Consider the following 22140-nt stretch of genomic DNA (forward strand, 5'->3'; position numbering starts at 1 on the left):
TTCCGGTTGAGCCTGTCGGGCTTAACCGGAACGGTACACGAAACCGGGCGATAATCATCGCCCAAATGACACCGCTAGCCATAGGCGCGCAGGAAAGCATCCACTGCGCCCGTCACCATGGTCTTGGTGTCCAGTTCGGGCTCTGCGCCATAGAGCATCGGATAGAGCGCGCCCGATTCCAGCATGCCCTTGAAATGCATCGCGGCCATCTTCGCGTCCCCTTTGGGCAGGTTGCCTCGCTCCATCACGGCGGCAATATAGCCCGCGATTTCTTCCCATCCGCGCTTGGGACCAAGGCGGTAGAGCGTGGCGCCAAGACCGTTATTGGTCCCGCCCTCGGCAATCGCCGTGCGTACGCAGCACAGATGCTGAGGCAGCGCGATGAAGTTCACATAGGTCTCGCCAAAGCACTGCAAGACCTTGCGAACATCGGGTTCGCTGGGGTCCAGCAGGTCGATCATGGCCTGCCCCTGTTCCTCCATGGCTTCGATCATGGCGGTGGCAAACAGCTCCTCCTTGGACTGGAAATAGCTGTAAAGAGTAGCTTTTGAACCACCAACACGCGCCGAGATCTGGGCCATGCTGACCCGTCCGAAGCCGACTTCGCGAAACAGGCTTGTGGCCGCTTCCAGAATGCATTGGCGGCGGGAATCAGATTTCTGCCGCATGTTTTCCTCTCTTTTCTAAACCAGCCTGTACAGTTTTCTCTTGACGAGGCAAGCAAAATCGATAACTGAACCGTTCAGTATGGTTTTAAAGGTGAGCAAATGAGTCGCTTCCTCCCCCCGGCGTGGCACCCCACAGCAGCCCTGACCCTTTTGGCGGGCAGTCTGCTGGCCACGCCTGCCTTGGGCGCCAACCCCCTCCCATCCCCGGCGCCCAAGGCCCCCCAAACTTTCGCCGCCAGTCAGAGCCTGTCCGCGCCCCAAGGGCAGTGGCCGGTCGATGGCTGGTGGCGGGCCTATGGGGACGAGCAGCTCTCGGCGCTGATCGCCGAAGGGATGGAGGGCGCGACCGATCTGCGCGTGGCGCAGGCGCGCTATGCCGCCGCCGCCGCCACGGTGGGCGATGCACGCGGCGCGCTCTTTCCGCGCGTGTCGGGCAATGCCGATGGCGGCTTGGCCAAGCAGAGCTACAACTACCTCTTCCCCGCCGCCTTTGCCCCCAAGGGCTGGCGCGAGACGGGTCAGGCCTCGCTCAACCTGAACTGGGAAATCGACTTCTGGGGCAAGAACCGCGCCGCTCTGCGAGCGGCCAAGGCCGACCGCTCGGCCGCCGAGGCCGAGGCGGCCGCCGCGCGTCTGGCGGTTTCGACCGGCATCGCCACGGCCTATGCCGATTTGGCTGCGGCCTATGCCGAACAGGATGCTGCGCAAGAGGCCGCCAAGATCCGCGCCCAAACGCTTTCGCTGATTGAACAGCGCCGCGATCAGGGGCTGGAAAATGAGGGCGCCGTGGCCCGCGCCCGCGCCAATCTGGCCAGCGCGCAAGGTGATCTGGCTGCGATTGACGAACAGATCGCGCTAGGTCGCCACCGGCTTGCCGCGCTGGTCGGCGCGGGGCCGGATCGCGGCCTGTCGATTGCGCGCCCCGCCGTGTCCAAGCTGGCCAGCCCCGGCCTGCCCGAAAACATCCCGGCGCAATTGCTGGGCCGCCGCCCTGATATGGTCGCCGCGCGCGCCCATGCCGAGGCCGCCGGGGAACGGATCAAGGTGGCACGCGCTGCCTTCTATCCCAATATCAACCTGTCGGCGCTGATCGGCCTGCAATCTTTGGGCCTGTCCAATCTGGTCAAATCGGGTTCGGAATATGGCTCGGTCGGCCCGGCGGTCACCTTGCCGATCTTTGACGGCGGGCGTCTGGTGGCGCGCAAGCGCGGGGCGCAGGCCGATTATGCGGTGGCCGTCGCGCAATATGACGGCACGCTGGTCCATGCGCTTCAGGAGATTGCGGACGCCGCCACCAGCCGTCAAGAACTGACCCGCCGCCTTTCCAGCGCGGAGGCCGCGCAGGCCGCCGCCCAGTCGGCCTGGGATGTCGCCAATAACCGCTATCGCGGCGGATTGGCCACGGTGCTCGATGTGCTGGTGGCCGAAGATTCACTGATTGCCGCGCGCCGCGCCACGGCTGCCCTCAAAACACGTGCTTTCGCTCTGGATGTCGCGCTGGTGCGCGCGCTGGGCGGCGGCTTTCAGGCTTAAGGAGTTTCCCCCCATGTCCTCTCCCGCGTCCTCTCCTCACTCGACTGTCGCCCGTATCCACGAACATGATGTGGAGCCCGAAGTGGAAACCATCGACGCCCGGAATGACGCCGCCAATACGGCCAAGCGCAAGCAGATGTTCACCCGGCTGGGCCTTGGCATCGCCGCGATCGCGCTGGCTTACGGCGCCTATGACGTACTTTATGCGTCGAACCATGTCGAAACCGACAATGCCTATGTCGGCGCCGATGTGGCGCAGATCACCACACAGGTGACCGCCCCGGTGCGCGAAGTGCTGGTGTCCGACACGCAGGCGGTTAAAAAGGGCGATGTGCTGGTGCGTCTGGACGACACCGATGCGCGCATCGCTCTGGCCAAGGCCGAAGCCAATCTGGCGCTGACCGAGCGGCGAGTGAAGGGCCTTTCGGCCACCGATCTGGGCCTTGGCGCGCAAATTGCCGCGCGCGCCGCCGATGAAACCCGCGCCGCCGCCAGCCTGACCGCCGCCCGCGCCGATCTGGAAAAGGCCGGCGTGGATATGAAGCGCCGCGAGGCTCTGGCCGCCTCCGGCTCGGTATCGGGCGAGGAACTGACCGTTGCGCGCAGCGCTCTGGCCACGGCCACCGCCAATTTGCGCGCCGCCGAGGCCGCCGTTTCGCTGGCCGGGGCCAATCGCGAGGCGGCCAATGGCACGCGTGAGGCCAACCGGGTGCTGATCGAAAACACCACGCCCGAGACGAACCCCGAAGTCCTTGCCGCCCGCGCTACGCGCGATCAGGCCAAGGTGGACCTTGACCGCACGATCATCCGCGCGCCCTTTGACGGTGTGGTCGCGCGCCGCTCGGTTCAGGTGGGCCAGCGCGCCGAGCCGGGCAAGAGCCTGATGTCGGTCGTGCCGGTCAATGCCGCCTATGTCGATGCCAATTACAAGGAAGTTCAGCTCTCCAAGGTCCATGCCGGTCAGAACGTGACGCTCAAGAGCGATCTCTATGGCTCCTCGGTCACCTATCACGGCAAGGTCGTGGGCTTTTCGGGCGGCACGGGCGCGGCTTTTGCCGTGGTTCCGGCGCAGAACGCCACGGGCAACTGGATCAAGGTGGTTCAGCGCCTTCCCGTGCGCGTGGCGCTTGATCCGAAAGAACTGGCCGCGCATCCCTTGCGCGTGGGCCTGTCGATGACGGCCGATATTGACGTGTCCAAATGATCGCCACAACCTCTCCTGACCGGCCCTTGGAGGGGGCGCAATTATGGCTGGTGGTGCTGGCCATTGCGCTGGGCAATTTTCTGGTGGTGCTCGACACCACCATCGCCAACGTCTCGGTGCCCACCATTGCCGGATCGCTGGGCGTTTCGGCCTCGCAGGGCAGTTGGGTCATCACTTCCTATGCCGTGGCCGAGGCGATCACGGTGCCGCTGACCGGCTGGCTTTCGGCGCGGTTCGGGGCGCAGCGGGTGTTTCTCACCTGCTATCTGGCCTTTGCGGTGCTTTCCGCTCTTTGCGGCATGTCCACCTCGCTGGGCATGCTGGTGGCCTGCCGCGTGGCGCTGGGCCTGTGCGGGGGGCCGATCATGCCTCTGGCTCAGACCTTGATGCTGCGCCTTTTGCCGCCTGAAAAGCAGGTGCTGGGCACGGTGATCTGGGCGATGACCACGCTGATCGGGCCGATTGTCGGGCCGGTGCTGGGCGGAACCTTGTGCGATAATGTCGGCTGGCCCTCGATCTTCTTCATCGGCGCGCCGGTGGCGGCGGGCGGCGGCCTGATGCTGATGGCGCTGCTGCGCGGTCGGCGCGATGAAATCATCAAGGCTCCCATCGACAAGGTCGGGCTTGCTCTGCTGATCGTCTGGGTCGGTGCGCTTCAGATCCTGCTCGATGAAGGGCGCAACCATGACTGGTTCGCCTCGGTCGAAATTCAGGCCCTGGCGGTGATTGCCGCGATCGGCTTTGCCTGTTTCATGATCTGGGAACTGACCGAAAAGAACCCGATTGTTGACCTGCGCATCTTTCGCCATCGCGGCTTTACCGCCTCGGCGCTGACCTATTCGGTGGGCTTTGGCGCCTTCTTTGCCACGGTCGTCATCCTGCCTTTGTGGTTGCAGCAAAACCTTGGCTATACCGCCACCTGGGCGGGCTATGCCACCGGGGTGATGGGGGTGTTCGCCGTCCTTTCCGCGCCCATCGTCGGCCAATTGGCGGCCAAGATGGACCCGCGCAAGATCATCTTCACCGGCATCATGGGGCTGGCGGGCCTTGCGGCATGGCGCACGACCTTTAACAGCGACGTCACCTTCTGGCAGGCGGCGATGCCGACCTTGCTGACCGGCCCTTTCATGGTGATGTTCTTCATCCCCACCATCGGCCTGGCCATGGCCAGCGTCGATCCGGGCGAGGAAGCCAATGCGGCGGGCGTGTCCAATTTCATGCGCACCGTGGCGGGGGCCTTTGCCACCTCGCTGGTCCAGACGGGATGGGAAAACGAGGCCACCCGCGCGCAAAGCGCGATTGCAGGCGCCATGCCGCAGGGGCAGGCCACCATCGACGGCATGGTCGATGGCGGACAAAGCAACGAGGGCGCCATCGCCTCGCTGACCCAATTGGTTCAGGGGCAGAGTGTGATGGTGGCCACGGTGCATATATTCGCGATCATCGCGGTGTGTTTTGTGGTCGCCGCGTTGATTGTCTGGCTGGTGCCAAAGCCCAAGGGGCCGATTGACACTGCCGCCGCGCATTAATGCTTAAAGGGGTCGGAGATTTCCGGCCCCTTTTCAATTTGACCTTTGCCGCCGCGCCCGATACCCACACGCCCAAGCGACAGGTTCCCTGCGAGGGGATCAAAAGGGAACACGGGTTCAAGACCCGGGCTGCCCCTGCAACTGTGAGCGGATAGCCATCGGCCCGATGCCATTGAGGGGAACCCCCTTGAGAAGGCGGCCGAACCGGCATGGACCCGCAAGCCAGGAGACCTGCCTGACGCCGTCGTTTTTCGCTCCGACAGGGTGTGCGGCGCGGACGGGGTTTTCCTCGAGAGCGACATTGTGGCTCTGCCGGATGGGCTTTCGGGCGGGATGCTTATGCATGTCGTTCTGGGCGCATCGGGCGGGGCGTGATCGTCTGGCCGAGGGAACATGAACATGCCCGAATTGATTGCGGATTTCCGGTAATGCTGCGCGTGGTGGATCATAGGCCCTGCGTGGTGGTCTGTTCAACATGCCGGGTTTCGGCCGACGCGCGCGAGGATGAGCAGGGGCGGCGCGGCGGTGCCTTGCTGGCCGATGCATTGCGTCAGGCGCAAGAGGATGATCCGGCCTTGGCCGGGGTCGGGGTGGAGGAAATGCCCTGCCTGTTTGCGTGCCAGCGGCACTGCGTGGTGCAGATCCGCGCGCCGGGGCGGATCGGCTATGTGCTGGGCGATTTTGCGCCCGATGCCGATGCCGCCCGCGCGATCCTCGATTATGCCGCGCTCCACGCCGCCAGCGACCATGGACAGGTGCCCTATCGCCAATGGCCCGCAGGCGTGAAGGGCCATTTCATCACCCGCACCCCGCCCGAAGGATTTGTTGTCGCATGAGCCTGTTTGCAACCCGCGCGGATTTCCTCGCCGCTCTTTCATCCATGCCCGCCGCCGATGCCGGGGCGATTGCCGCCGCCGCCGCGCGGCAGGCGCAATTGACCAAACCCGCCGGATCGCTGGGCCGTCTGGAGGAGATCGCCCTTTTCATGGCCGGGTGGAGCGGGCGTGAAATCCCCGCGCTTGACCATCTTCAGGGCATCGTCTTTGCAGGCAACCACGGCGTGGCGGCACGCGGCGTCAGTGCCTATCCGCCCGAGGTGACCGCCCAGATGGTGGGTAATTTCCATCAGGGCGGCGCGGCGATCAACGCTCTGGCGCGGGCCTGCGGAGCGCATCTGACGATTGTTCCGATAGACCTGCATCGCCCGACGCAGGACATTTCGCAGGCCCCGGCCATGAGCGAGGATGAATGCCTTGCCGCCCTGAACGCGGGGGCAGGCGCGGTCGATCCACGCGCCGATCTGCTGTTCGTGGGCGAGATGGGGATCGGCAACACCACGCCCGCCGCCGCGCTTTGCGCGCAGGCATTTGGCGGGGGCGGGGCGGATTGGGCCGGGCGGGGCACGGGGCTTGATGCGCCGGGCGTGGCTCGCAAAGTTGCGGTGGTGGATGAGGCTCTGGCGCTGCATAGCGCCGACATCCGCGATCCGTTCGAGGCATTGCGCCGCCTGGGCGGGCGTGAGATCGCGGCCATGGCGGGGGCCATTCTGGCGGCGCGGGGAATGCGGATCCCGGTGCTGCTCGATGGCTTCATCGCCTGCGCCTCGCTGGCTCCCATCGCGGCGGCTGTGCCGGAGATCACCGCGCATTGCATGGCCGCCCATTGTTCGGCCGAAGGGGGCCATGCCCGCCTGCTGGCCTGTCTTGGCCTCGATCCGCTGCTGCATCTGGGCATGCGTCTGGGCGAGGGCAGCGGGGCGGCGGTGGCTGCGCAACTGGTACGCTCGGCCCTTGCCGCCCATGGCGAAATGGCCACCTTTGCGCAGGCCGAAGTGGCTGAGGCCCTGTGAAGAATGGGGTGAAGGCGCTGACGCTCCACCTGATCCGCCATGGCGCGGTGGAGGGGGCGGGGCGCCTCAATGGCCATAAAGATGTGGCGCCAACGACGGAGGGGATGATCGCCTGCCGGGCGCGGGCGCATGGATTGTCGGCGGCCCATGTCATCGCCTCGGACCTGTCGCGCGCGCGGATGGCGGGCGAGGGCATTGCGCAGGATCTGGGCCTGCCCCTCCGGCTCGACAAGCGCTGGCGCGAGCTGAATTTCGGCGCGTGGGAAGGCCGCGATCCGCGCGAACTGGGCGGGGCCATCGCGCCATTCTGGGATGACCCGCAGGCCAATCCGCCACCCGGCGGTGAAAGCTGGGGCGATATGCAGGGGCGCGTGGCACAGGCCCTGCTGGCCATTGAGGAGGACGCACTGGTCATCACCCATGGCGGGCCGATGCGGGCGGCGCTGGGCCTGCTGCTGGGCCTGACCTATCGCCAGACCTGGGCCTTTCACCTGCCCTATGCCGCGCGGATCAGCCTGCGCCTGTGGGGCGATGGGGCGCAGGTGACGGAACTGACCGCATGAAACATCTGATCCTCGCGCTGCAATTCATGACGCGTCTGCCGCTGCCCGCGGTGGAGGCGGATCGGGCGGATTATGCCAAAGCGATGCGCTGGTTTCCTGCTGCCGGGCTGGTGGTGGGAGGGGGCGTGGCAGGCGCAATCTGGGCGTTGGGGCGGGTCGATCCGTGGCTGGGCGCGCTGGGCGGGCTGGCGGCTTGGGTGGGGATGACAGGCGCGCTCCATCTCGACGGGCTGGGCGATATGGCCGATGCGGCGGGCGCGGCGCATAAGGACCCTGCGCGCATTAAGGCCGTCTTGTCCGACCCCCATATCGGCAGTTTCGGCGTGGTGGCCATCGTCATGCAATTGCTGGCCAAGCTGGTGCTGCTCCATAATGCGGGCGATGCGCTCTGGCTGGTGCCGATCGCCACGGCGGCGCGGATCGGGCCTTTGGTCTGGACGCTGATCCTGCCTCCGCTGCATGACGGGCTGGGCACGCTGTTTCGCGATGGCGTGGGCTGGCGGCATGTGGGGGTTTGGGGCGGCGTTTTGGCTTTGGCCTTGCCCTTTGCGCCTTGGCTGGCCTTGGGGGCTCCGGCCATCGCGCTTTGGGCGCTGTGGATCAGGCGGCGGATCGGCGGCATTTCGGGCGATGGGCACGGCGCGGGGATCGAGCTGGTCGAAACCGCGCTGTTGCTCGCCATGGTCTGCGCGCGATGAGCGGCGGCTTTACCTATCACGGCGGCGCTCTGGCGGCGGCGGCGCGGCATTTCGGCGGCCAAGATTGGCTCGACCTGTCCACCGGGATCAACCCCACGCCATGGCCCGGCGTCATCGAGGCCGACTGGCAACGCCTGCCCGAACGAGAGGCGCTGGTCGCGCTGGAGGCGGCGGCGGCGGCGCATTTTGGCGTTTCGCCCGAATATTGCTGCGCCGTGCCGGGCAGCGAGATGGCGCTGCGAGTGATCGGGCAATGGTTGGGGCGGGGGGCCTATCGCTGGCCCTCCTATCGCACCCATGCGGCAGCCTTTCCCGATGGCGCGGCGGGTGATGGGCCGGGCAGCACGCGGGCTTTTTTGCTGGCCAATCCGAACAATCCCGATGGGCGGATCACCCCGGCGCGGGATTTGCAGGTATGGCATGATGATCTGGCCGCGCGCGATGGCTGGCTGGTAGTGGACGAGGCCTTTGCCGATGCCACGCCTGAAGTCTCGCTGGCGGGGCGGGTTGGCGAGTGGCCCCGGCTGATCGTGCTGCGATCCTTTGGCAAATTCTTTGGCCTTGCCGGTCTGCGCCTCGGCTTTGTGTTGGGGCCGGAGCCGGTGATGGCGATGCTGCGCGGTATTCTGGGCGACTGGCCGCTGGGGGCGGGGGCCTTGGCGGCGGGCCATGCGGCCTATCGCGATGGGCCGTGGATCGCACAGGCGCGGCGCGATCTGGCGGCGCGCGCGGGGCGGATGGACGATCTGCTGGCGTCTCATGGTTTCAAGGTTCTGGGCGAATGTCCGCATTTTCGTCTGATCGAAGGGGTGGATAGCCTGTTTGGCCGACTGGCCCGGCATCGCATTTTGACCCGTCCGTTTGATTATGATCCGCGCTGGCTGCGTCTGGGCATTCCGGCGGCGCAGGAGGATTGGTTGAGGCTGGATAGGGCGTTGGGCAATGGCTGATCCTGTAGCCTTGGCGGCGATGGCGCTGGAGGCGGCGCTGGGCTGGCCGGGATGGCTCTATCGTCGGGTGGGCCATCCGGTGGGCCTGTTTGCGCGGATCATCAACGCGGCGCAGCATATCGGCAATCGCGGCGGCGCGGCGGCGCGGCGCGTGGCAGGCGTGGCCACGGTGGTGCTGTTGCTGATCGTAGCGGGGGGCGGGGCGTGGGTGCTGCAATATGCGGCCCTGTCACTGGGCCCGGCCGGATGGGTGCTGGTGGCGGTTATGGCATGGCCTGCGCTGGCGATGCGCAGTCTGGACGATCATGTCCGCGCGGTCTGGCGGGCTTTGCGGATGGGCGATCCGGCGGCGGCGCGGCGCGCGGTGGGGATGATCGTCGGGCGCGATACGGAGGCGTTGGACGAAGATGGCGTGGCACGCGCCGCCATCGAAAGTCTGGCCGAAAGCCTTTGCGATGGTGTGCTGGCCCCGCTGTTCTGGTTGCTGGTGCTGGGCCTGCCGGGGGCATGGGCCTATAAGGCCTTGAATACGGCGGACAGTCTGATCGGCCACCCGGAGCCGGACCTGCGCGATTTCGGCTGGGCGGCGGCGCGGGCGGACGATCTGGCCAATCTGATCCCGGCGCGATTGTCCGGGGTGGCGCTATGTCTGATGGGCGGCGGATGGCGGATTATGCTGCGCGATTGCCGACGGCACGCCTCGCCCAATGCGGGGTGGCCCGAGGCGGCGATGGCGGGGGCGCTGGGCGTGCGTCTGGCCGGGCCGATCAGCTATGATGGCATCTTGCGCGACAAGGCGTGGATCGGCGATGGACCGCCTGCGCGCTGGGCGGATCTGGGGCGGGCGTTGGCGATTTATCGGCGGGCTTGCGTGATGGTGTTTGTGGTCGTGGGGGCAATATGGCTGCGATAATGTTGCAAGGCACAGGTTCGGATGTCGGCAAATCGGTGCTGGTGGCCGGGATCTGCCGGGCGCTGAGCAATCGGGGCCTGCGCGTCATGCCTTTCAAGCCGCAGAATATGTCGAACAATGCCGCGGTCACCGTCGATGGCGGCGAGATCGGACGGGCGCAGGCGCTGCAGGCCTTGGCCGCGCGGGTGCCTTTGCATACCGATATGAACCCGGTTTTGCTGAAACCTCAGGCCGACCGCACATCGCAACTGGTGGTGCATGGGCGGGTGCGCGGCACGCTGGGATCGGGCAATTTTCGCGAGGGGCGACGGGGGCTGCTGCCTGAAGTGCTGGAGAGTTTTGCGCGGTTAAAGGGCCAATGCGATATCGTTGTGGTCGAGGGCGCGGGATCGCCCGCCGAAATCAACCTGCGCGAGGGCGATATTGCCAATATGGGCTTTGCCCGTGCGGCGGGCGTGCCGGTGGTGCTGGTGGGCGATATTGACCGGGGCGGAGTGATCGCCTCGGTGGTGGGGACGCGGGCGGTGATTGCGGCGGAGGATGCCGCGATCATCTATGGCTTTATCATCAACAAGTTTCGCGGCGATCCGGCTTTGTTTACTGATGGTTATGCCGCGATCGAACAGCTTTCGGGATGGCGCGGTTTTGGGCTGGTGCCGTGGCTGGCCGATGTGTTGCGCCTGCCCAGCGAGGATGCGGTGGTGCTGGAAAAGGGGCGGCGGGTGACGGGCGACCGGCTGATCGTGGCCTGTCCGATCCTGCCGCGCATCGCCAATTTCGACGATCTCGATCCGTTCAAGATGGAGAGCGGCGTCGAGGTGGTGATGATCCCGCCCGGCACGCCGATCCCGGCGGAGGCCGGGCTGATCGTACTGCCCGGATCGAAGGCGACTTTGGCCGATCTGGCGGCGATCCGGGCGCAGGGGTGGGATATTGATATTCTGGCCCATCATCGGCGCGGCGGCGCGGTTCTGGGGATTTGCGGCGGTTATCAGATGCTGGGGCGCAGCATTGCCGATCCTTTGGGCATCGAGGGCGCGCCCGGCGAGGCGGCGGGGCTGGGGCTGCTCGATGTGACCACGGTGCTGGGTGAGAGCAAGATGCTGCGCGAGGTGCGGGGCGAGGCGCTGGGTGCGGGTTTTGCCGGATATGAGATGCATATGGGCCAGACCAGCGGCGCGGCGCGGAGCTTTGCCCGGTTTGATGATGGGCAGCAGGATGGCGCAATCAGCGCGGATGGGCGGGTGATGGGCACCTATTGCCACGGACTGTTCGGCTCGACCGATTTGCGCGGCGCTTTGCTGGCGCGGCTGGGGGGGGTATCGGATGGGAGCGATTATGCCGCCGGGGTCGATGCGGCGCTGGATGCCGTGGCCGCCGCGTTGGAGGAGCATCTGGATATGGACGGGCTGATCGCTTTGGCCGGGATGCGGATGGATGGGGCGGCATGAAATCGCTGCTGATCCTTGGCGGGGCGCGGTCGGGCAAGAGCCGCTATGGGCAGGCGCGGATTGAAAGCATGGCGGGGCCGCTGACCTATATCGCCACTGCGCAGGCGTTTGACGAGGAAATGGCCGAGCGCATCGCCCACCACCGCGTCGACCGGGGGCGGCGATGGCGCACGGTTGAGGCGCCGCTCGATCTGCCCGAGGCGATCGGGATGGTGCAGGAGGGGGCGGTGCTGGTCGATTGCCTGACGCTCTGGGTGTCGAACCTTATTCTGGCGGAGCGGGATTGCGATGCGGCGGGCGAGGCCTTGTGCGCGGCGGTGGCTGATTGCCGCGTGCCGATTGCGCTGATCGCCAATGAAGTGGGGCTGGGCATCGTGCCCGACAATGCGCTGGCGCGGCGATTTCGCGATGCGGCCGGATGGCTCAATCAGCGTCTTGCTAAAACGGTGGATGAGGTCGTATTCGTTGCCGCCGGATTGCCGTTATTTCTCAAGTCTGAAGCATAAGTGGGTCAATATCGGCTTCTCCTTTGATGCTGATCGGTTCACCCAGCCCTCCGGGCGCTTGAAGTCGACCCTATTGGGCAGCGGCCACCCGGCAGCCATTCTGAGGGGGCCACAGATCGGCTTCAAATTTGCCATCCATGTTTGCGCCTGAAGGTATGAGCAAAGCTGGGGTGGGCGTGATTGGGCCGGGTGCGTCCGTAATCGGTCCGTTCGTCAGGGCTGACCTCTCACAGTCTCCAATCAAAATTTCGCTGCCTGCCACGCTTCGAGTTGACTCGTGTTTAGATAACAATTAAACGACGTTTAGATAAGGCGTGGACCGGCCGATAGCACGGTACCCAAAAGCCTATGAGGAGCGCGCTCGAAAAATGAGCGGCAAAATGGGAGGAGCGATATGAACAAAATTTTCAACGTCATAATGGCCTCGACGGCGCTTGCTGTCTGTTCGCCTGCGTTGGCGCAGACCGCGCCGGGCAAGCAGGCAAAGGGCGAGGACAAAGGCGTGCCTGACATTGTTGTGACCGCCAATCGCGTGGAATCCAGCGCGCAAAAGACGCCGGTCGCGCTCACCGTTTATCGAGGCGCGGAACTGACCGCGGCGGGCGTCACCAGCGTTGCCAATCTCTCGCGCGTCGATCCCAGCGTCAATTTCACCGCGCGCAATGGTGCGGGCTATATCGCGGTGCGCGGCATTGCCTCGACCGACGTAACCGAAATCGGCGATCCTTCGGTGCCGATTGCCCGCGACGGGTTTTTTACCAACCGTTCCTTCAGCATCAACACATCCATGTATGACCTTCAGCGCGTCGAAGTCCTGAAAGGACCGCAAGGCACGTTGTTTGGTCGTAATTCCACCGGCGGTCTGGTCAGCCTGATCACCGCGCGCCCGGGCAAGCAACTGGGGGGCTTTGTCACGATCGAGGCAGGCAATTACCGGGAAATGAATGTCGATGCAGCGGTCGACCTGCCCTTGTCCGACAAGGTGCAGTTGAGGTTGGCAGGGATTTCCCATCGCCATGACGGCTATCGCGAACTGCTCTCGATCGGCGGTCGCGGCGACGATGATGCAACGCTTTCTGGCCGCGCCACGCTGGCCTTTCAACCCTTCGAGAATTTTGAAGGCCTGATCCAGTATCAGCATGATGATATCGACAATGTGGGCGACGTGGCCTTTAATACGACCATCGCCACGGTGCCGACCAATTACGATCCCAAGCGCTTTGCCAGCTATGCGCCGACCAGCAACCGCCTGACGGGTGATCGCATTCGCTGGGAATTTGCGCTGCACGGCCTGCCGCTGGACGCTACCCTGTCCTATGCGGGCGGCTATGATAAGCAGAAGTGGGCGCACAAGCTGGACGGTTCGGGTTCGGCCTCGTCGCCTGCCACTTTCATTCAGAGCGAGCAGCCCGCGACATGGAACCATGAGGTTCGCATCGCCACGCCGCAGGACCGCATGGTGTCGGCGCAGGTGGGCTATTTCCACTTTGACGAAACCAGCCCGCTTTCAGCCGGTTTCCAGAACCTGTCGGGCGCCTATGCCGGTCAGTATCTGGTCCACTTCAATTATTTGACGAAGACCCAATCGGACGCCGTTTTTGGCCAGTTCGGCTTTAAGCCGGCCGAAACGATCCGTCTGACCGCCGGCGCGCGCTACACCTGGGACAAGAAACAGCGGACGGGCGACTCCCAGTTGCGCTGTGATATCGCGGGCATTCCGCCGTTTCTGTATGGCGTCATCGGTTGCTCGGGTACGCCGCCGATCCATCCTGCCACGGATGCGGGCAACATTGCCCAGTCCAAGCCGACATGGCTGCTGGGTGCCGACTGGACGCCGACCAACCGCAATATGGTCTATGCCAAATTCTCGACTGGCTACAAATCGGGCGGCTTTAATTCCAACGGCTCTGCGCCGCCGGTGCCCTATGGCGCCGAAAATATCACCTCGTGGGAACTGGGCACCAAGAACCGGCTGCTGGATGGGCAATTGCTGCTCAACGGCGATGTGTTTTATCAGACCTATCGCGGGTATCAGGCATCGCAGGCCACCCCGGCGGTTTCCAGCGGCAGCGGCGTGTTTAACGTCGGCAATGCCACGATCTATGGCGCCGAAGCGCAGGCCGTGTTCAATGCGGGCGATCTTCGTTTTGAGCTGAACGGCACCTACCTGCACACCGAATTCGGTGCGGGCACTCAACCAATCCTGACCACCGATCCGGCCACCGGAAATGGCATCTCGCGCAATGTGGTTGGCCATCGCCTGCCCAACGCGCCGGGGCTGGCGGTCTCGGCCTCGCTGGAATACCGTTTCGACATGGGCAAGTCGGGGTCGCTCACCCCCCGCATCGACGGCAAGTATAGCTCGACCTATTATTTCGATGTGTTCAACGATGTGGACACCGCGCAAAAGAGCTATGCCACCGGCAATCTCAGCCTGACCTATCAGCCGACGAGCAGCAAGTTGCAGATCGCCGTTTTTGTCCGCAATTTCACTGACAAGACCGTGTTCGCCAGCGCCCAGCGCAACTTTACGCCCACGCCATTCGTCAACGCCTATCAGTTTCAGGCGCCCCGCACATTTGGCGCGCGTGTGAACTACTCCTTCTAAACCCAATCGAAATTCTCACCTTCGGGCCTGCCGACGATCCTGCGGCAGGCCCATTTTTCTGTAATTCCATGTCATTGGGGAGAAATCCGTGGCCCAATTGTCCAGATCCTCCATGCCCAGATTCTCCATGCATCACCTGCTTTGCGGCGTCGCGGTGTTTTCGATGTTTGTGGCGGGCGACCATGCGCGCGCCGCCTCGCCGCTACCGGCTTCTCCCGATGCCGATCGCATGGAGGAGGGGTTCCGCGCCCCGCCCGCTTCGGCGCGCCCGCGGGTATGGTGGCATTGGATGAACGGCAATATTACCAAAGAAGGCATTGCGGCCGACCTTGCATGGATGAAGCGCGTGGGCATCGGCGGTGTCCAGAATTTCGATATCGATCTGGATACACAGCAGATAGTCGACCAGCGCCTCGTCTATATGACCCCGCCATGGAAAGACGCCTTCCGCTTTGCCGCCTCCGAGGCCGAGCGTTTGGGGCTGGAACTGGCCATTGCCTCTTCGCCCGGCTGGTCCGAAACCGGGGGGCCTTGGGTCGCGCCGGAAGATGGGCTCAAGAAACTGGTTTGGAGCGAGACACTTGTCCAGGGCGGTCGGCGCCAGACTATTCGCCTCAAACAGCCTCCATCAGTTGCCGGACCTTTTCAAGATCTGGGCAGCCAGGTTGAGGTGACGGAGCTGATTTCGGGCGCAGCGCCCAAGGCCGGACCCGCCTTCTATCGCGATGTGAAGGTGTTGGCCGTGCCGGTCCAGTTGGCTGAGCCATTGCCTGCGCCGCAATTGACCGATGGCGAAGGCAAGGCGCTGGTGGCCGCAAAAGATCAAAGGGGGGCGCTGGTCGCCAATGTTCAGCTTGGGCCGGTGATCGCAAAGAAGGCGCCTGAGCTTAGATTGGATTTTGGCCGTCCCGTCACCGTCCGCACTGTCACGCTGCATATTCCGGGCGGAGCCATCCCCCTCATCGGCCCGCTCCTCGCCCCGGTCTTGCAATCAAGCGCAGACGGCAAGACATGGTCCGACATCGCCACCGTTCCGCTCGAAGCGACCCCGAGCACGCTGGCCCTCAACCCGGTCACCGCCCGCTATTTCCGGCTGGTGATCAAGCCCGCTCACGCCGCCGCCAACGGCAATCCGGCGCCCGACGAGCACACCGGCGATCTGGCCATGGGCGATGTGTTCGGCAAGGGCATGGGCCGTCTGATCTCTGCGCCGGTCACCATTGGATTGCTGGATTTCGGCGTGGAAACAAAGATCGACCGCTATGAGGTCAAGGCGGGTTTTTCCATCGCCCCGGACTATTACGCGCTACCTGGCGTGAAAGACGGCGCCACCGGCCCGGCGGCGGACCGCACGCTCGATCTGACCGATCGGATGAAGCCGGATGGCACGCTGGACTGGACCCCGCCGCCTGGAACGTGGAAAGTCTTGCGCTTTGGCTCCTCGCTGGTGGGCAAGACCAACCATCCGGCCCCGGCAGAGGCCACGGGATTGGAGGTCGACAAATATGACGCCGGTGCCGTCCGCCGCTATCTTGAACATTACCTTGCCAATTACCGGGATGCGGCAGGGGAGGGCATGATGGGCGCGCAGGGCGTGCGGGCGCTGCTGAACGATTCCATCGAGATCGGCGCGGCCAACTGGACGCCGCGCATGATCGAACGGTTCAAAAGCCTGCGCGGCTATGATCCGGTGCCGTGGATGCCGACGCTGGCCGGAACGCTGATGGGCACGCGCGAGGAAAGCGAGCGCTTTCTGTTCGACTATCGCCGCACCCTGTCCGACCTGATGGCCAGCGAGCATTACGGCACCATCGCCGATGTGGCCCATCACCACGGCCTGAAAGTCTACGGCGAGGCGATTGAGGGTAACCGGTCGAGCTTTGGCGACGACATGGCCATGCGCCGCTTTGCTGATTATCCGATGGCGGCCATGTGGGCCTTTCCGGCAAAGCAAGGCCCCGCGCCGTCCTATGTGATCGATGTTCGCGGGGCGGCCTCGGTCGGCCATCTGTATGGCCAAAACATCATTGCGGCGGAATCGATGACCGCCGGCATGGCGCCCTGGGCGTTCGGACCCTCCGATCTTAAACATATTGCCGATCAGGAATTCGTGCTGGGCGTCAACCGGCCGGTCGTCCACACCTCGGTGCATGTGCCGGTCGAGGATCGCAAGCCGGGCCTGTCGCTGGGCGGGATCGGACAATTCTTCAACCGCAACGAAAGCTGGGCCGAACTGGCCAAACCCTGGGTGGATTACCTGTCGCGCAATGCCTTTATGCTGCAACAGGGGCGCAACTGGGCCGATGTCGCCTATTTCTATGGCGAGGAGGCGCCTCTTTCGGGCCTGTACGGCACGCGGCCCGTGGCCGACGCGCCGAGCCGTTACGCCTATGATTTCGTCAATGTCGATGCCCTGACTTCGGCGCTGACCAATGATGGGGATGGATTGGTCTCGCCCGGTGGCGCGCGCTATCGCGTCCTTTATCTGGGTGGATCATCGCGCCGGATGACATTGCCGACCTTGCGCCGGATTGCCGAATTGGTCGAAGGCGGGGCGACGGTGATCGGTATGGCGCCGGAAAGCTCGCCGGGGCTGATGAACGACCGGGCGGAATATGATGCGCTGGTGCGCAAACTGTGGCCCGCATCGGGCGGGACAGGCGCGGCGGTCCGTGTCGGCAAGGGGCAGGTCATCGCCTCGGCCTATATTGACGGGGCGCTGGCGGATCTGGGTATTGCGCCGGACTTTCTTGCCGTGGGCGCCTCCGACAAGGCCGATATCGCCTTTGCCCACCGCCACTTTGCCGATGGCGAAAGCTATTTTCTGGTTAACCGCACCGGGCGGACCGAGCGCTTCGAGGCCCATTTCGCGGTATCCGGCAAGGCGCCGCAGCTGTGGCATGCCGAAACTGGTGCGATTGAGGAGGCATCCTATCGGATTGCCGGGAATGAAACCATTGTCCCGATGGAGCTTAAGGCTGGCGATGCCGTGCATGTGGTGTTCCGCCGCCCGGCCGAAAGCGGCGGGCGGCGCACCGCACCGGCCACCGGGGGTGCAGTGGCCACACTGACCGGCCGATGGGAGGTGCGGTTTGAAGCGGGACGCGGCGCCCCGGTGCAGATCGACATGGCGGCTCTGGCGCCGCTTGATCAGAATGCCGATCCACGGGTCCGCTATTTCTCCGGCATCGCCACCTATTCCACGAGCTTTGCTCCGCCCAAAGGATGGCGCCCGGGTCAACCGCTTTCCCTCGATCTGGGCGAAGCGCGGGAAATTGCCGAAGTGACGGTGAACGGAAAAGCGGCAGGCGCTGTCTGGCGGGCGCCCTATACGGTCGAGGTGGGCGCCTTCACCCGGCCGGGCAAGGCCAACCGTTTGGAGATCCGCGTGGCGAACCTGTGGGTCAACCGCCTGATTGCGGATGCCGATCCTGCGGTGAAGGACAAGGTTTCGTGGACATCTGTGCGTACCTACAAACCTACTGCGGCCTTGCGCCGTTCCGGTCTGATCGGGCCGGTCACGCTTCAGACGGGGCGGTGAGAATCCGGGCGACGTTGGAAAGTCCCGCGTCGCACGAATATACAAAAACCGGCGGACCCTGTTGGGACCTGCCGGTTTTTATTTGCCGCTATGATCGCTGTGATCAAGGCTTGCGCGTGATCCTGGGCAGATGGTCGATGGGTTGCAGGGTGATATTGCGGAAATAGGTTTCCGCGCCTTCCGATTGCAGTTGGATGCGTCCTGCCGTCAGCGGGATCACCTTGCCGGTCTTTTCATCCTTGGTGGTCAGCGCGCCTGCCGCCATCACCGGCACGCCATTGACCACGTGGATCGACTTGTCCCCATACACATAGAGATCAAGCGTGTTCCATTCGCCCAACGGCTTTTCGGCATCGGTGCCCGCATCCACATTATAGGCGGGGAACTGCACCGGAGCCAGCTTGCCCCCCGGCATGTAGCGGCGGCCGGGATAGATGATGGCGGGATCATGCGCCACTTCCACCTTGGCCCCCACGCGCCAGTCCACCGTGGTGAAGGAATGCGTGCCCTTGGAATCGCCCACTGTCAGCAACATGCCCACCGAATGAGGCACGATCTCGAATTCCACCGCCGACATCCATGTGCCGAAAAACGCGCCATAGCCGCCATGTGAATGATAGAGCACGCCATTGTTGCGCGGCATGGGCATCCATTGGCCCGCGCCCCATTTGAACTGCAGGTGCAGATGGTAATTGCGATAGGGCTGTTTGGTGATCAGGCCGCCGAACAGCTTGCCGCTGGAATAGATTGCCGGGGTGCCATCCTCCTTCACGACCTTGAAGACACCATAAGTATCATGGTTGAGGCCGATGGGCTCGCTGCTGGGCGTGCCATAGGTGGTGGCGGGCACTGTATAGCCCAGCCAACTGTCCCAGCCGGTCAGATCGCGCCCGTTGAACAACGCCACCGGCTTTGCCTTGCCCTTGGGCAGGTCGGTCAGCGTCAGGTGCATCGGCTGATAGGCAGGATCAGCCGCGATGGCCGCCTTCTGCTCCGGGGTGGAGCCATCGGGCGGCCCCTCCTGGGCATGGGCGGGGGTAAGGGTGGCCGTCAGCAAAGTGCAGCCCAGCAGGGACTTGCGAAAAAGCATCAAATATCTCCGATAGGATCAAAAGAGGGGCGATCAGGACGCTTCGGCATCCAGCGGGGTCAGATGTGGCTTTGCCTGTGACAGTGCATCGGCCAGATCAAAGGGCGATGGCGTCAGCGCGATCAGATCGGCATCGGCCACCGGATCGATTGGGTCGGGGCGGCGGCACCGGGTTTGCATGGCGATCGATTGGCCGATGCGTGCCGATTGCGCGATGGCTTCCATCACTTCCACCGCATGGACGATGAAGTCGGGCGCGGTACGGTGTCGGCGGCCATTGCGCAGCGCAAGGACCAGATCGGTCAGACCGACGCCGCGGTAATCGGCCACGGGCTGGCCCGCGTGGTTCAGGCGATTGGGCTGGGAAAAGGGCAGATCATTGCCGGGCAGGGCGGTGCGTCCTTCGCCGGGGCGCAGCAGCGACGGCTCGCCGCTGAAAAAGATCGGATCGGCCAGCGAGAGAATGCCCTGCGCGCCATACAGTTCGCCCGGCCGCTGGATCGGCGCCACCACATCCAGCGACATGGTCAGATTGACGAAGCCGGTTTCAAATTCCAGCGTGGCATTAAAGGTGGTGTCGACCTCAACGTTAAAGGAGGTGCCCTGCAGCGGCCCGCGCCGGATGGTGCGTTGCGCCTGCCCGTTGCCCGATGCGGCGAACACACGGCGCACGGGCCCCAGCAGATGCAGCCACATCGTGATGTAGTACGGGCCTACATCGAAGGGCGGCTCGCCGCCAGGTTGATAGAAGGCCGCCGGATTGGGGTGGAAATGTTCCAGCCCCGGCAGGCCCAACAGCGATGTGCCGAACACCGGGCGGCCAATCGCGCCGCCATCCAGCGCGCGGCGCGCGGCCTGATGTGCGCTGCCATAGAACGTGTCGGGCGCCGATCCGATCAGCACGCCGCGCGCTTCGGCCCGTTCGGCCAGTTCCTCTGCCACTCTGCGCGACAGGGCGAAGGGCTTTTCGGAATAGACATGTTTACCCGCCTCAATCGCGGCGCGGTTGATCTCTTCATGCGCGCTGCCGGGGGTCAGGTTGACGACCAGTTCGATCGCGTCATCGGCCAGCAATTCCGCCACGCTGCACCCGGTTGCGCCATAGGGCGCGGCGATGGCTTGAACATTGTCGCGGTTGCGGGTGGCGATCTTGCGCAGCGTCACGGCCGACGAGCGCGCGATGGCGCCCAGATACACCGCACTGATGTCGCCTGCACCGATCACGCCGATGCAGACCGGATCGATAGCCATAATTTCTCTCCCGGACTGTTATCTAAACAATGTTTAAATAAATCCGTTTCACTGTCAATGGCGAAACTGTGTCTGGCGATCAAAGAGGGAGGGATGGCCTTCGCATCGTCAAAACGCGGCTGGTTCGGCCCCGCAATTCAAGGGAGAAGCTGCGCCTGCCGGCCCAGCTTGCGCGCATTTGACATTGCCCGCCCCTTAATCTAAACGACGGTTAGATTAAGGGGCGCCGCTCTATCCATAGCTTGGCCCGAACTGCGGGGCGCGTCGGTTATGGCGTCTCCCGCGATTTGCCCGAAGGTTGAGGTTTGTCATCATGAAGACCCCAGTGGCGCCTGCCCCACTGTCGATATCCTTGCATCGCCATGGCGAGGCGGCGGCGGAACTGTCGGCGCGGCAGAAGTCGCTGGCGTTTTTTACGCTGCTGACGGCTCTGGCGCTGGAAATCATCGACCTCACCATCGTCAACACGGTGCTGCCGGCCATCGAACATGACCTCAGGGCCGATTCTGCTCAGTCGCAATGGGTGATCGCGGCCTATTCGCTCAGCTTTGCCGTACTGCTCATTCTGGGCGGACGGCTGGGCGATCTGTTTGGCGGGCGGCGGATGTTCCTGGTGGGCGTGGGCGGGTTTACGGCATCCTCGCTGCTCTGCGGACTTGCTTCAACGCCGCATCATCTGATCGCCGCTCGCGCGCTGCAAGGCATGACCGGCGCGATGATGGCGCCTCAGGTGATGACCATGATCCAGCTGCTTTATGATCCGGTGGAGCGCATCGGGCGGATTGCGTGGTTTGGCGTGGTGGGAGGCCTGTCGGCCATCGTCGGGCCTTTGCTGGGCGGGGTGTTGATCGCGCTGAACCTGTTCGGGCTGGGATGGCGGGCGGTGTTCCTGCTGAATGTGCCGATCGGGCTGTTGGCGGTGCTGGCGGGGATCGTTTTGCTGCCTCGTGCCGAGCGCCACCCGGATCGCAGGATAGATATTGTCGGCACGGCACTGTTTGGCGCGGGCTTGTTCGCCTTCCTTTTTCCGATGATTCAGGAAAAGCGCCATGGTTTTGATGCGGCGATGGTGGTGTGGTGGCTGGCCGCACTGGGTTTGGCCGGGGCAGGGCTGATTCATCAACGCCGCCGTCAGCGCAAGCGACAGGCCACCGTTATCGAGCCGGGCATGTTTGCCAACGATACTTTTCGTCTGGGCGTCCTGATCTCGTTGAGCTTTTCGGCAGCCAACACGGGGTTTCTTTTCGTGTTCGCCTATGCGCTGCAACGCGAACTGGGCTTTTCCGCCTTGCAGACCGGCCTGTTGCACGTGCCTTTCAGCGCCGGGGTGATGTTTGCCATGGCCTTTCTGGTGCGCCGGTTTCTCACGCAATATGGCCGTATGGTGCTGATCGTTGGCGCCATCATCATGGGCGCAGGGTGCATGGGCATTCTGGGGTGGATGGCTCTTGGCGCTGTCCGGCCGGTGCTGCTCATTCCGGTTCTCTTGCTGGCCGGGGTGGGCATGGGGCTGGTTTCGGGGCCTTTGGGCGCGGTTTCGGTGGCGCGGGTGGAGCGACAGCAGGCAGGATCGGCCAGCGGCATCATCAAGACTGTCCAGCAAATGGGCGGGGCGCTGGGCATTGCCTTGGTCGGCTCGGCCTATCTCCAGTTTGCCGAAAACGGGCGGGGCGAGGCGGCTGCGCTTGCCGTGATGCTCGCCCTGTTGGCGCTGTGCCTGTTCTGGGCTGCGCGGCTGCCGCAGGAAATTTTCCCGCGCAAGGCGGGTTGAATATCAAACCATTGA

Annotated in this window: 17 protein-coding genes and 1 riboswitch; of the genes, 14 read left to right on the top strand and 3 right to left on the bottom strand. The window is 64.3% G+C overall.

All coding sequences use genetic code 11. The annotated features are described in order from the left end of the window. Positions 1-74: 74 nt before the first annotated feature. The gene (locus FHW96_RS09690; protein ID WP_172340365.1) at positions 75-668 is read right to left on the bottom strand and encodes a TetR/AcrR family transcriptional regulator; all 594 of its coding nucleotides are present in this window, start codon (positions 666-668) and stop codon (positions 75-77) included. Between the two features lie 99 nt (positions 669-767). Here FHW96_RS09690 and FHW96_RS09695 point away from each other — a divergent pair, with 99 nt between their 5' ends. The 13 genes from FHW96_RS09695 to FHW96_RS09755 all read left to right on the top strand — a co-directional run bounded on the left by FHW96_RS09695 (position 768) and on the right by FHW96_RS09755 (position 18013). Further along, a complete protein-coding gene (locus FHW96_RS09695) occupies positions 768-2201 on the top strand; it encodes an efflux transporter outer membrane subunit (RefSeq protein WP_172340366.1) in 1434 nt (477 codons plus the stop codon). A gap of 13 nt (positions 2202-2214) precedes the next feature. Next, positions 2215-3405 (top strand): HlyD family efflux transporter periplasmic adaptor subunit, encoded by a 1191-nt coding sequence (locus tag FHW96_RS09700; protein WP_172340367.1) that lies wholly within the window; start codon positions 2215-2217, stop codon positions 3403-3405. After that, positions 3402-4934 carry a DHA2 family efflux MFS transporter permease subunit gene (locus FHW96_RS09705; RefSeq protein ID WP_172340368.1) on the top strand — a complete coding sequence of 511 codons (1533 nt, stop codon included), beginning with the start codon at positions 3402-3404 and terminating at the stop codon, positions 4932-4934. Before FHW96_RS09700 ends, FHW96_RS09705 begins: the two co-directional genes overlap by 4 nt. Before the next feature lie 64 nt (positions 4935-4998). Beyond that, positions 4999-5188: riboswitch (cobalamin riboswitch) on the top strand. A gap of 174 nt (positions 5189-5362) precedes the next feature. Beyond that, on the top strand, positions 5363-5770 hold the full coding sequence (locus tag FHW96_RS09710; protein WP_172340369.1) for a DUF1636 domain-containing protein: 408 nt from the start codon (positions 5363-5365) through the stop codon (positions 5768-5770). After that, positions 5767-6783 (top strand): nicotinate-nucleotide--dimethylbenzimidazole phosphoribosyltransferase, encoded by a 1017-nt coding sequence (gene cobT, locus FHW96_RS09715; RefSeq protein ID WP_172340370.1) that lies wholly within the window; start codon positions 5767-5769, stop codon positions 6781-6783. Before FHW96_RS09710 ends, cobT begins: the two co-directional genes overlap by 4 nt. Next, positions 6780-7346: a histidine phosphatase family protein gene (locus FHW96_RS09720; RefSeq protein ID WP_371815683.1), complete on the top strand. Its 567-nt coding sequence runs from the start codon at positions 6780-6782 to the stop codon at positions 7344-7346. Before cobT ends, FHW96_RS09720 begins: the two co-directional genes overlap by 4 nt. Beyond that, positions 7343-8044 (top strand): adenosylcobinamide-GDP ribazoletransferase, encoded by a 702-nt coding sequence (gene cobS, locus FHW96_RS09725; protein ID WP_172340371.1) that lies wholly within the window; start codon positions 7343-7345, stop codon positions 8042-8044. The genes FHW96_RS09720 and cobS overlap by 4 nt, the downstream gene beginning before the upstream one ends. Beyond that, on the top strand, positions 8041-8994 hold the full coding sequence (locus tag FHW96_RS09730) for an aminotransferase class I/II-fold pyridoxal phosphate-dependent enzyme (RefSeq protein WP_172340372.1): 954 nt from the start codon (positions 8041-8043) through the stop codon (positions 8992-8994). Before cobS ends, FHW96_RS09730 begins: the two co-directional genes overlap by 4 nt. Then, positions 8987-9907 carry an adenosylcobinamide-phosphate synthase CbiB gene (gene cbiB / locus FHW96_RS09735; protein ID WP_172340373.1) on the top strand — a complete coding sequence of 307 codons (921 nt, stop codon included), beginning with the start codon at positions 8987-8989 and terminating at the stop codon, positions 9905-9907. Before FHW96_RS09730 ends, cbiB begins: the two co-directional genes overlap by 8 nt. Next, positions 9895-11358, top strand: a complete 1464-nt coding sequence (locus FHW96_RS09740) for a cobyric acid synthase (protein ID WP_172340374.1) — start codon at positions 9895-9897, stop codon at positions 11356-11358. The genes cbiB and FHW96_RS09740 overlap by 13 nt, the downstream gene beginning before the upstream one ends. Then, positions 11355-11864, top strand: coding sequence for a bifunctional adenosylcobinamide kinase/adenosylcobinamide-phosphate guanylyltransferase (gene cobU / locus FHW96_RS09745; protein WP_172340375.1), 510 nt, complete (start codon positions 11355-11357; stop codon positions 11862-11864). Before FHW96_RS09740 ends, cobU begins: the two co-directional genes overlap by 4 nt. Positions 11865-12258: 394 nt before the next feature. Next, positions 12259-14472 (top strand): TonB-dependent receptor, encoded by a 2214-nt coding sequence (locus FHW96_RS09750; RefSeq protein ID WP_172340376.1) that lies wholly within the window; start codon positions 12259-12261, stop codon positions 14470-14472. A gap of 112 nt (positions 14473-14584) precedes the next feature. Then, entirely contained in the window at positions 14585-18013 is a 3429-nt protein-coding gene (locus FHW96_RS09755) for a glycosyl hydrolase (protein ID WP_172340377.1), read from the top strand. Between the two features lie 103 nt (positions 18014-18116). Here the strand turns inward: FHW96_RS09755 and FHW96_RS09760 are convergent, their stop codons facing one another. Both FHW96_RS09760 and FHW96_RS09765 read right to left on the bottom strand, forming a co-directional pair. Next, positions 18117-19103, bottom strand: a complete 987-nt coding sequence (locus tag FHW96_RS09760) for a DUF1080 domain-containing protein (protein WP_172340378.1) — start codon at positions 19101-19103, stop codon at positions 18117-18119. A 33-nt stretch (positions 19104-19136) separates the two neighbouring features. Beyond that, positions 19137-20354, bottom strand: coding sequence for a Gfo/Idh/MocA family protein (locus FHW96_RS09765; RefSeq protein WP_172340379.1), 1218 nt, complete (start codon positions 20352-20354; stop codon positions 19137-19139). 313 nt (positions 20355-20667) lie between these two features. On the opposite strand from FHW96_RS09765, the gene FHW96_RS09770 reads away from it, so the two are divergent. Further along, complete coding sequence (locus tag FHW96_RS09770; protein ID WP_172340380.1) at positions 20668-22125, top strand: MFS transporter; 1458 nt, start codon at positions 20668-20670, stop codon at positions 22123-22125. Positions 22126-22140 lie beyond the last annotated feature (15 nt).

It is taken from the genome of Novosphingobium sp. SG751A (assembly GCF_013149295.1).
In the GTDB taxonomy this organism is placed as follows: domain Bacteria; phylum Pseudomonadota; class Alphaproteobacteria; order Sphingomonadales; family Sphingomonadaceae; genus Novosphingobium.

Bases quoted from the DNA above. Each gene is read 5' to 3' on its own strand.
- FHW96_RS09690 (WP_172340365.1), bottom strand. From the start codon at position 668: ATGCGGCAGAAATCTGATTCCCGCCGCCAATGCATTCTGGAAGCGGCC.
- FHW96_RS09695 (WP_172340366.1), top strand. From the start codon at position 768: ATGAGTCGCTTCCTCCCCCCGGCGTGGCACCCCACAGCAGCCCTGACC.
- FHW96_RS09700 (WP_172340367.1), top strand. From the start codon at position 2,215: ATGTCCTCTCCCGCGTCCTCTCCTCACTCGACTGTCGCCCGTATCCAC.
- FHW96_RS09705 (WP_172340368.1), top strand. From the start codon at position 3,402: ATGATCGCCACAACCTCTCCTGACCGGCCCTTGGAGGGGGCGCAATTA.
- FHW96_RS09710 (WP_172340369.1), top strand. From the start codon at position 5,363: ATGCTGCGCGTGGTGGATCATAGGCCCTGCGTGGTGGTCTGTTCAACA.
- cobT (WP_172340370.1), top strand. From the start codon at position 5,767: ATGAGCCTGTTTGCAACCCGCGCGGATTTCCTCGCCGCTCTTTCATCC.
- cobS (WP_172340371.1), top strand. From the start codon at position 7,343: ATGAAACATCTGATCCTCGCGCTGCAATTCATGACGCGTCTGCCGCTG.
- FHW96_RS09730 (WP_172340372.1), top strand. From the start codon at position 8,041: ATGAGCGGCGGCTTTACCTATCACGGCGGCGCTCTGGCGGCGGCGGCG.
- cbiB (WP_172340373.1), top strand. From the start codon at position 8,987: ATGGCTGATCCTGTAGCCTTGGCGGCGATGGCGCTGGAGGCGGCGCTG.
- FHW96_RS09740 (WP_172340374.1), top strand. From the start codon at position 9,895: ATGGCTGCGATAATGTTGCAAGGCACAGGTTCGGATGTCGGCAAATCG.
- cobU (WP_172340375.1), top strand. From the start codon at position 11,355: ATGAAATCGCTGCTGATCCTTGGCGGGGCGCGGTCGGGCAAGAGCCGC.
- FHW96_RS09750 (WP_172340376.1), top strand. From the start codon at position 12,259: ATGAACAAAATTTTCAACGTCATAATGGCCTCGACGGCGCTTGCTGTC.
- FHW96_RS09755 (WP_172340377.1), top strand. From the start codon at position 14,585: ATGCCCAGATTCTCCATGCATCACCTGCTTTGCGGCGTCGCGGTGTTT.
- FHW96_RS09760 (WP_172340378.1), bottom strand. From the start codon at position 19,103: ATGCTTTTTCGCAAGTCCCTGCTGGGCTGCACTTTGCTGACGGCCACC.
- FHW96_RS09765 (WP_172340379.1), bottom strand. From the start codon at position 20,354: ATGGCTATCGATCCGGTCTGCATCGGCGTGATCGGTGCAGGCGACATC.
- FHW96_RS09770 (WP_172340380.1), top strand. From the start codon at position 20,668: ATGAAGACCCCAGTGGCGCCTGCCCCACTGTCGATATCCTTGCATCGC.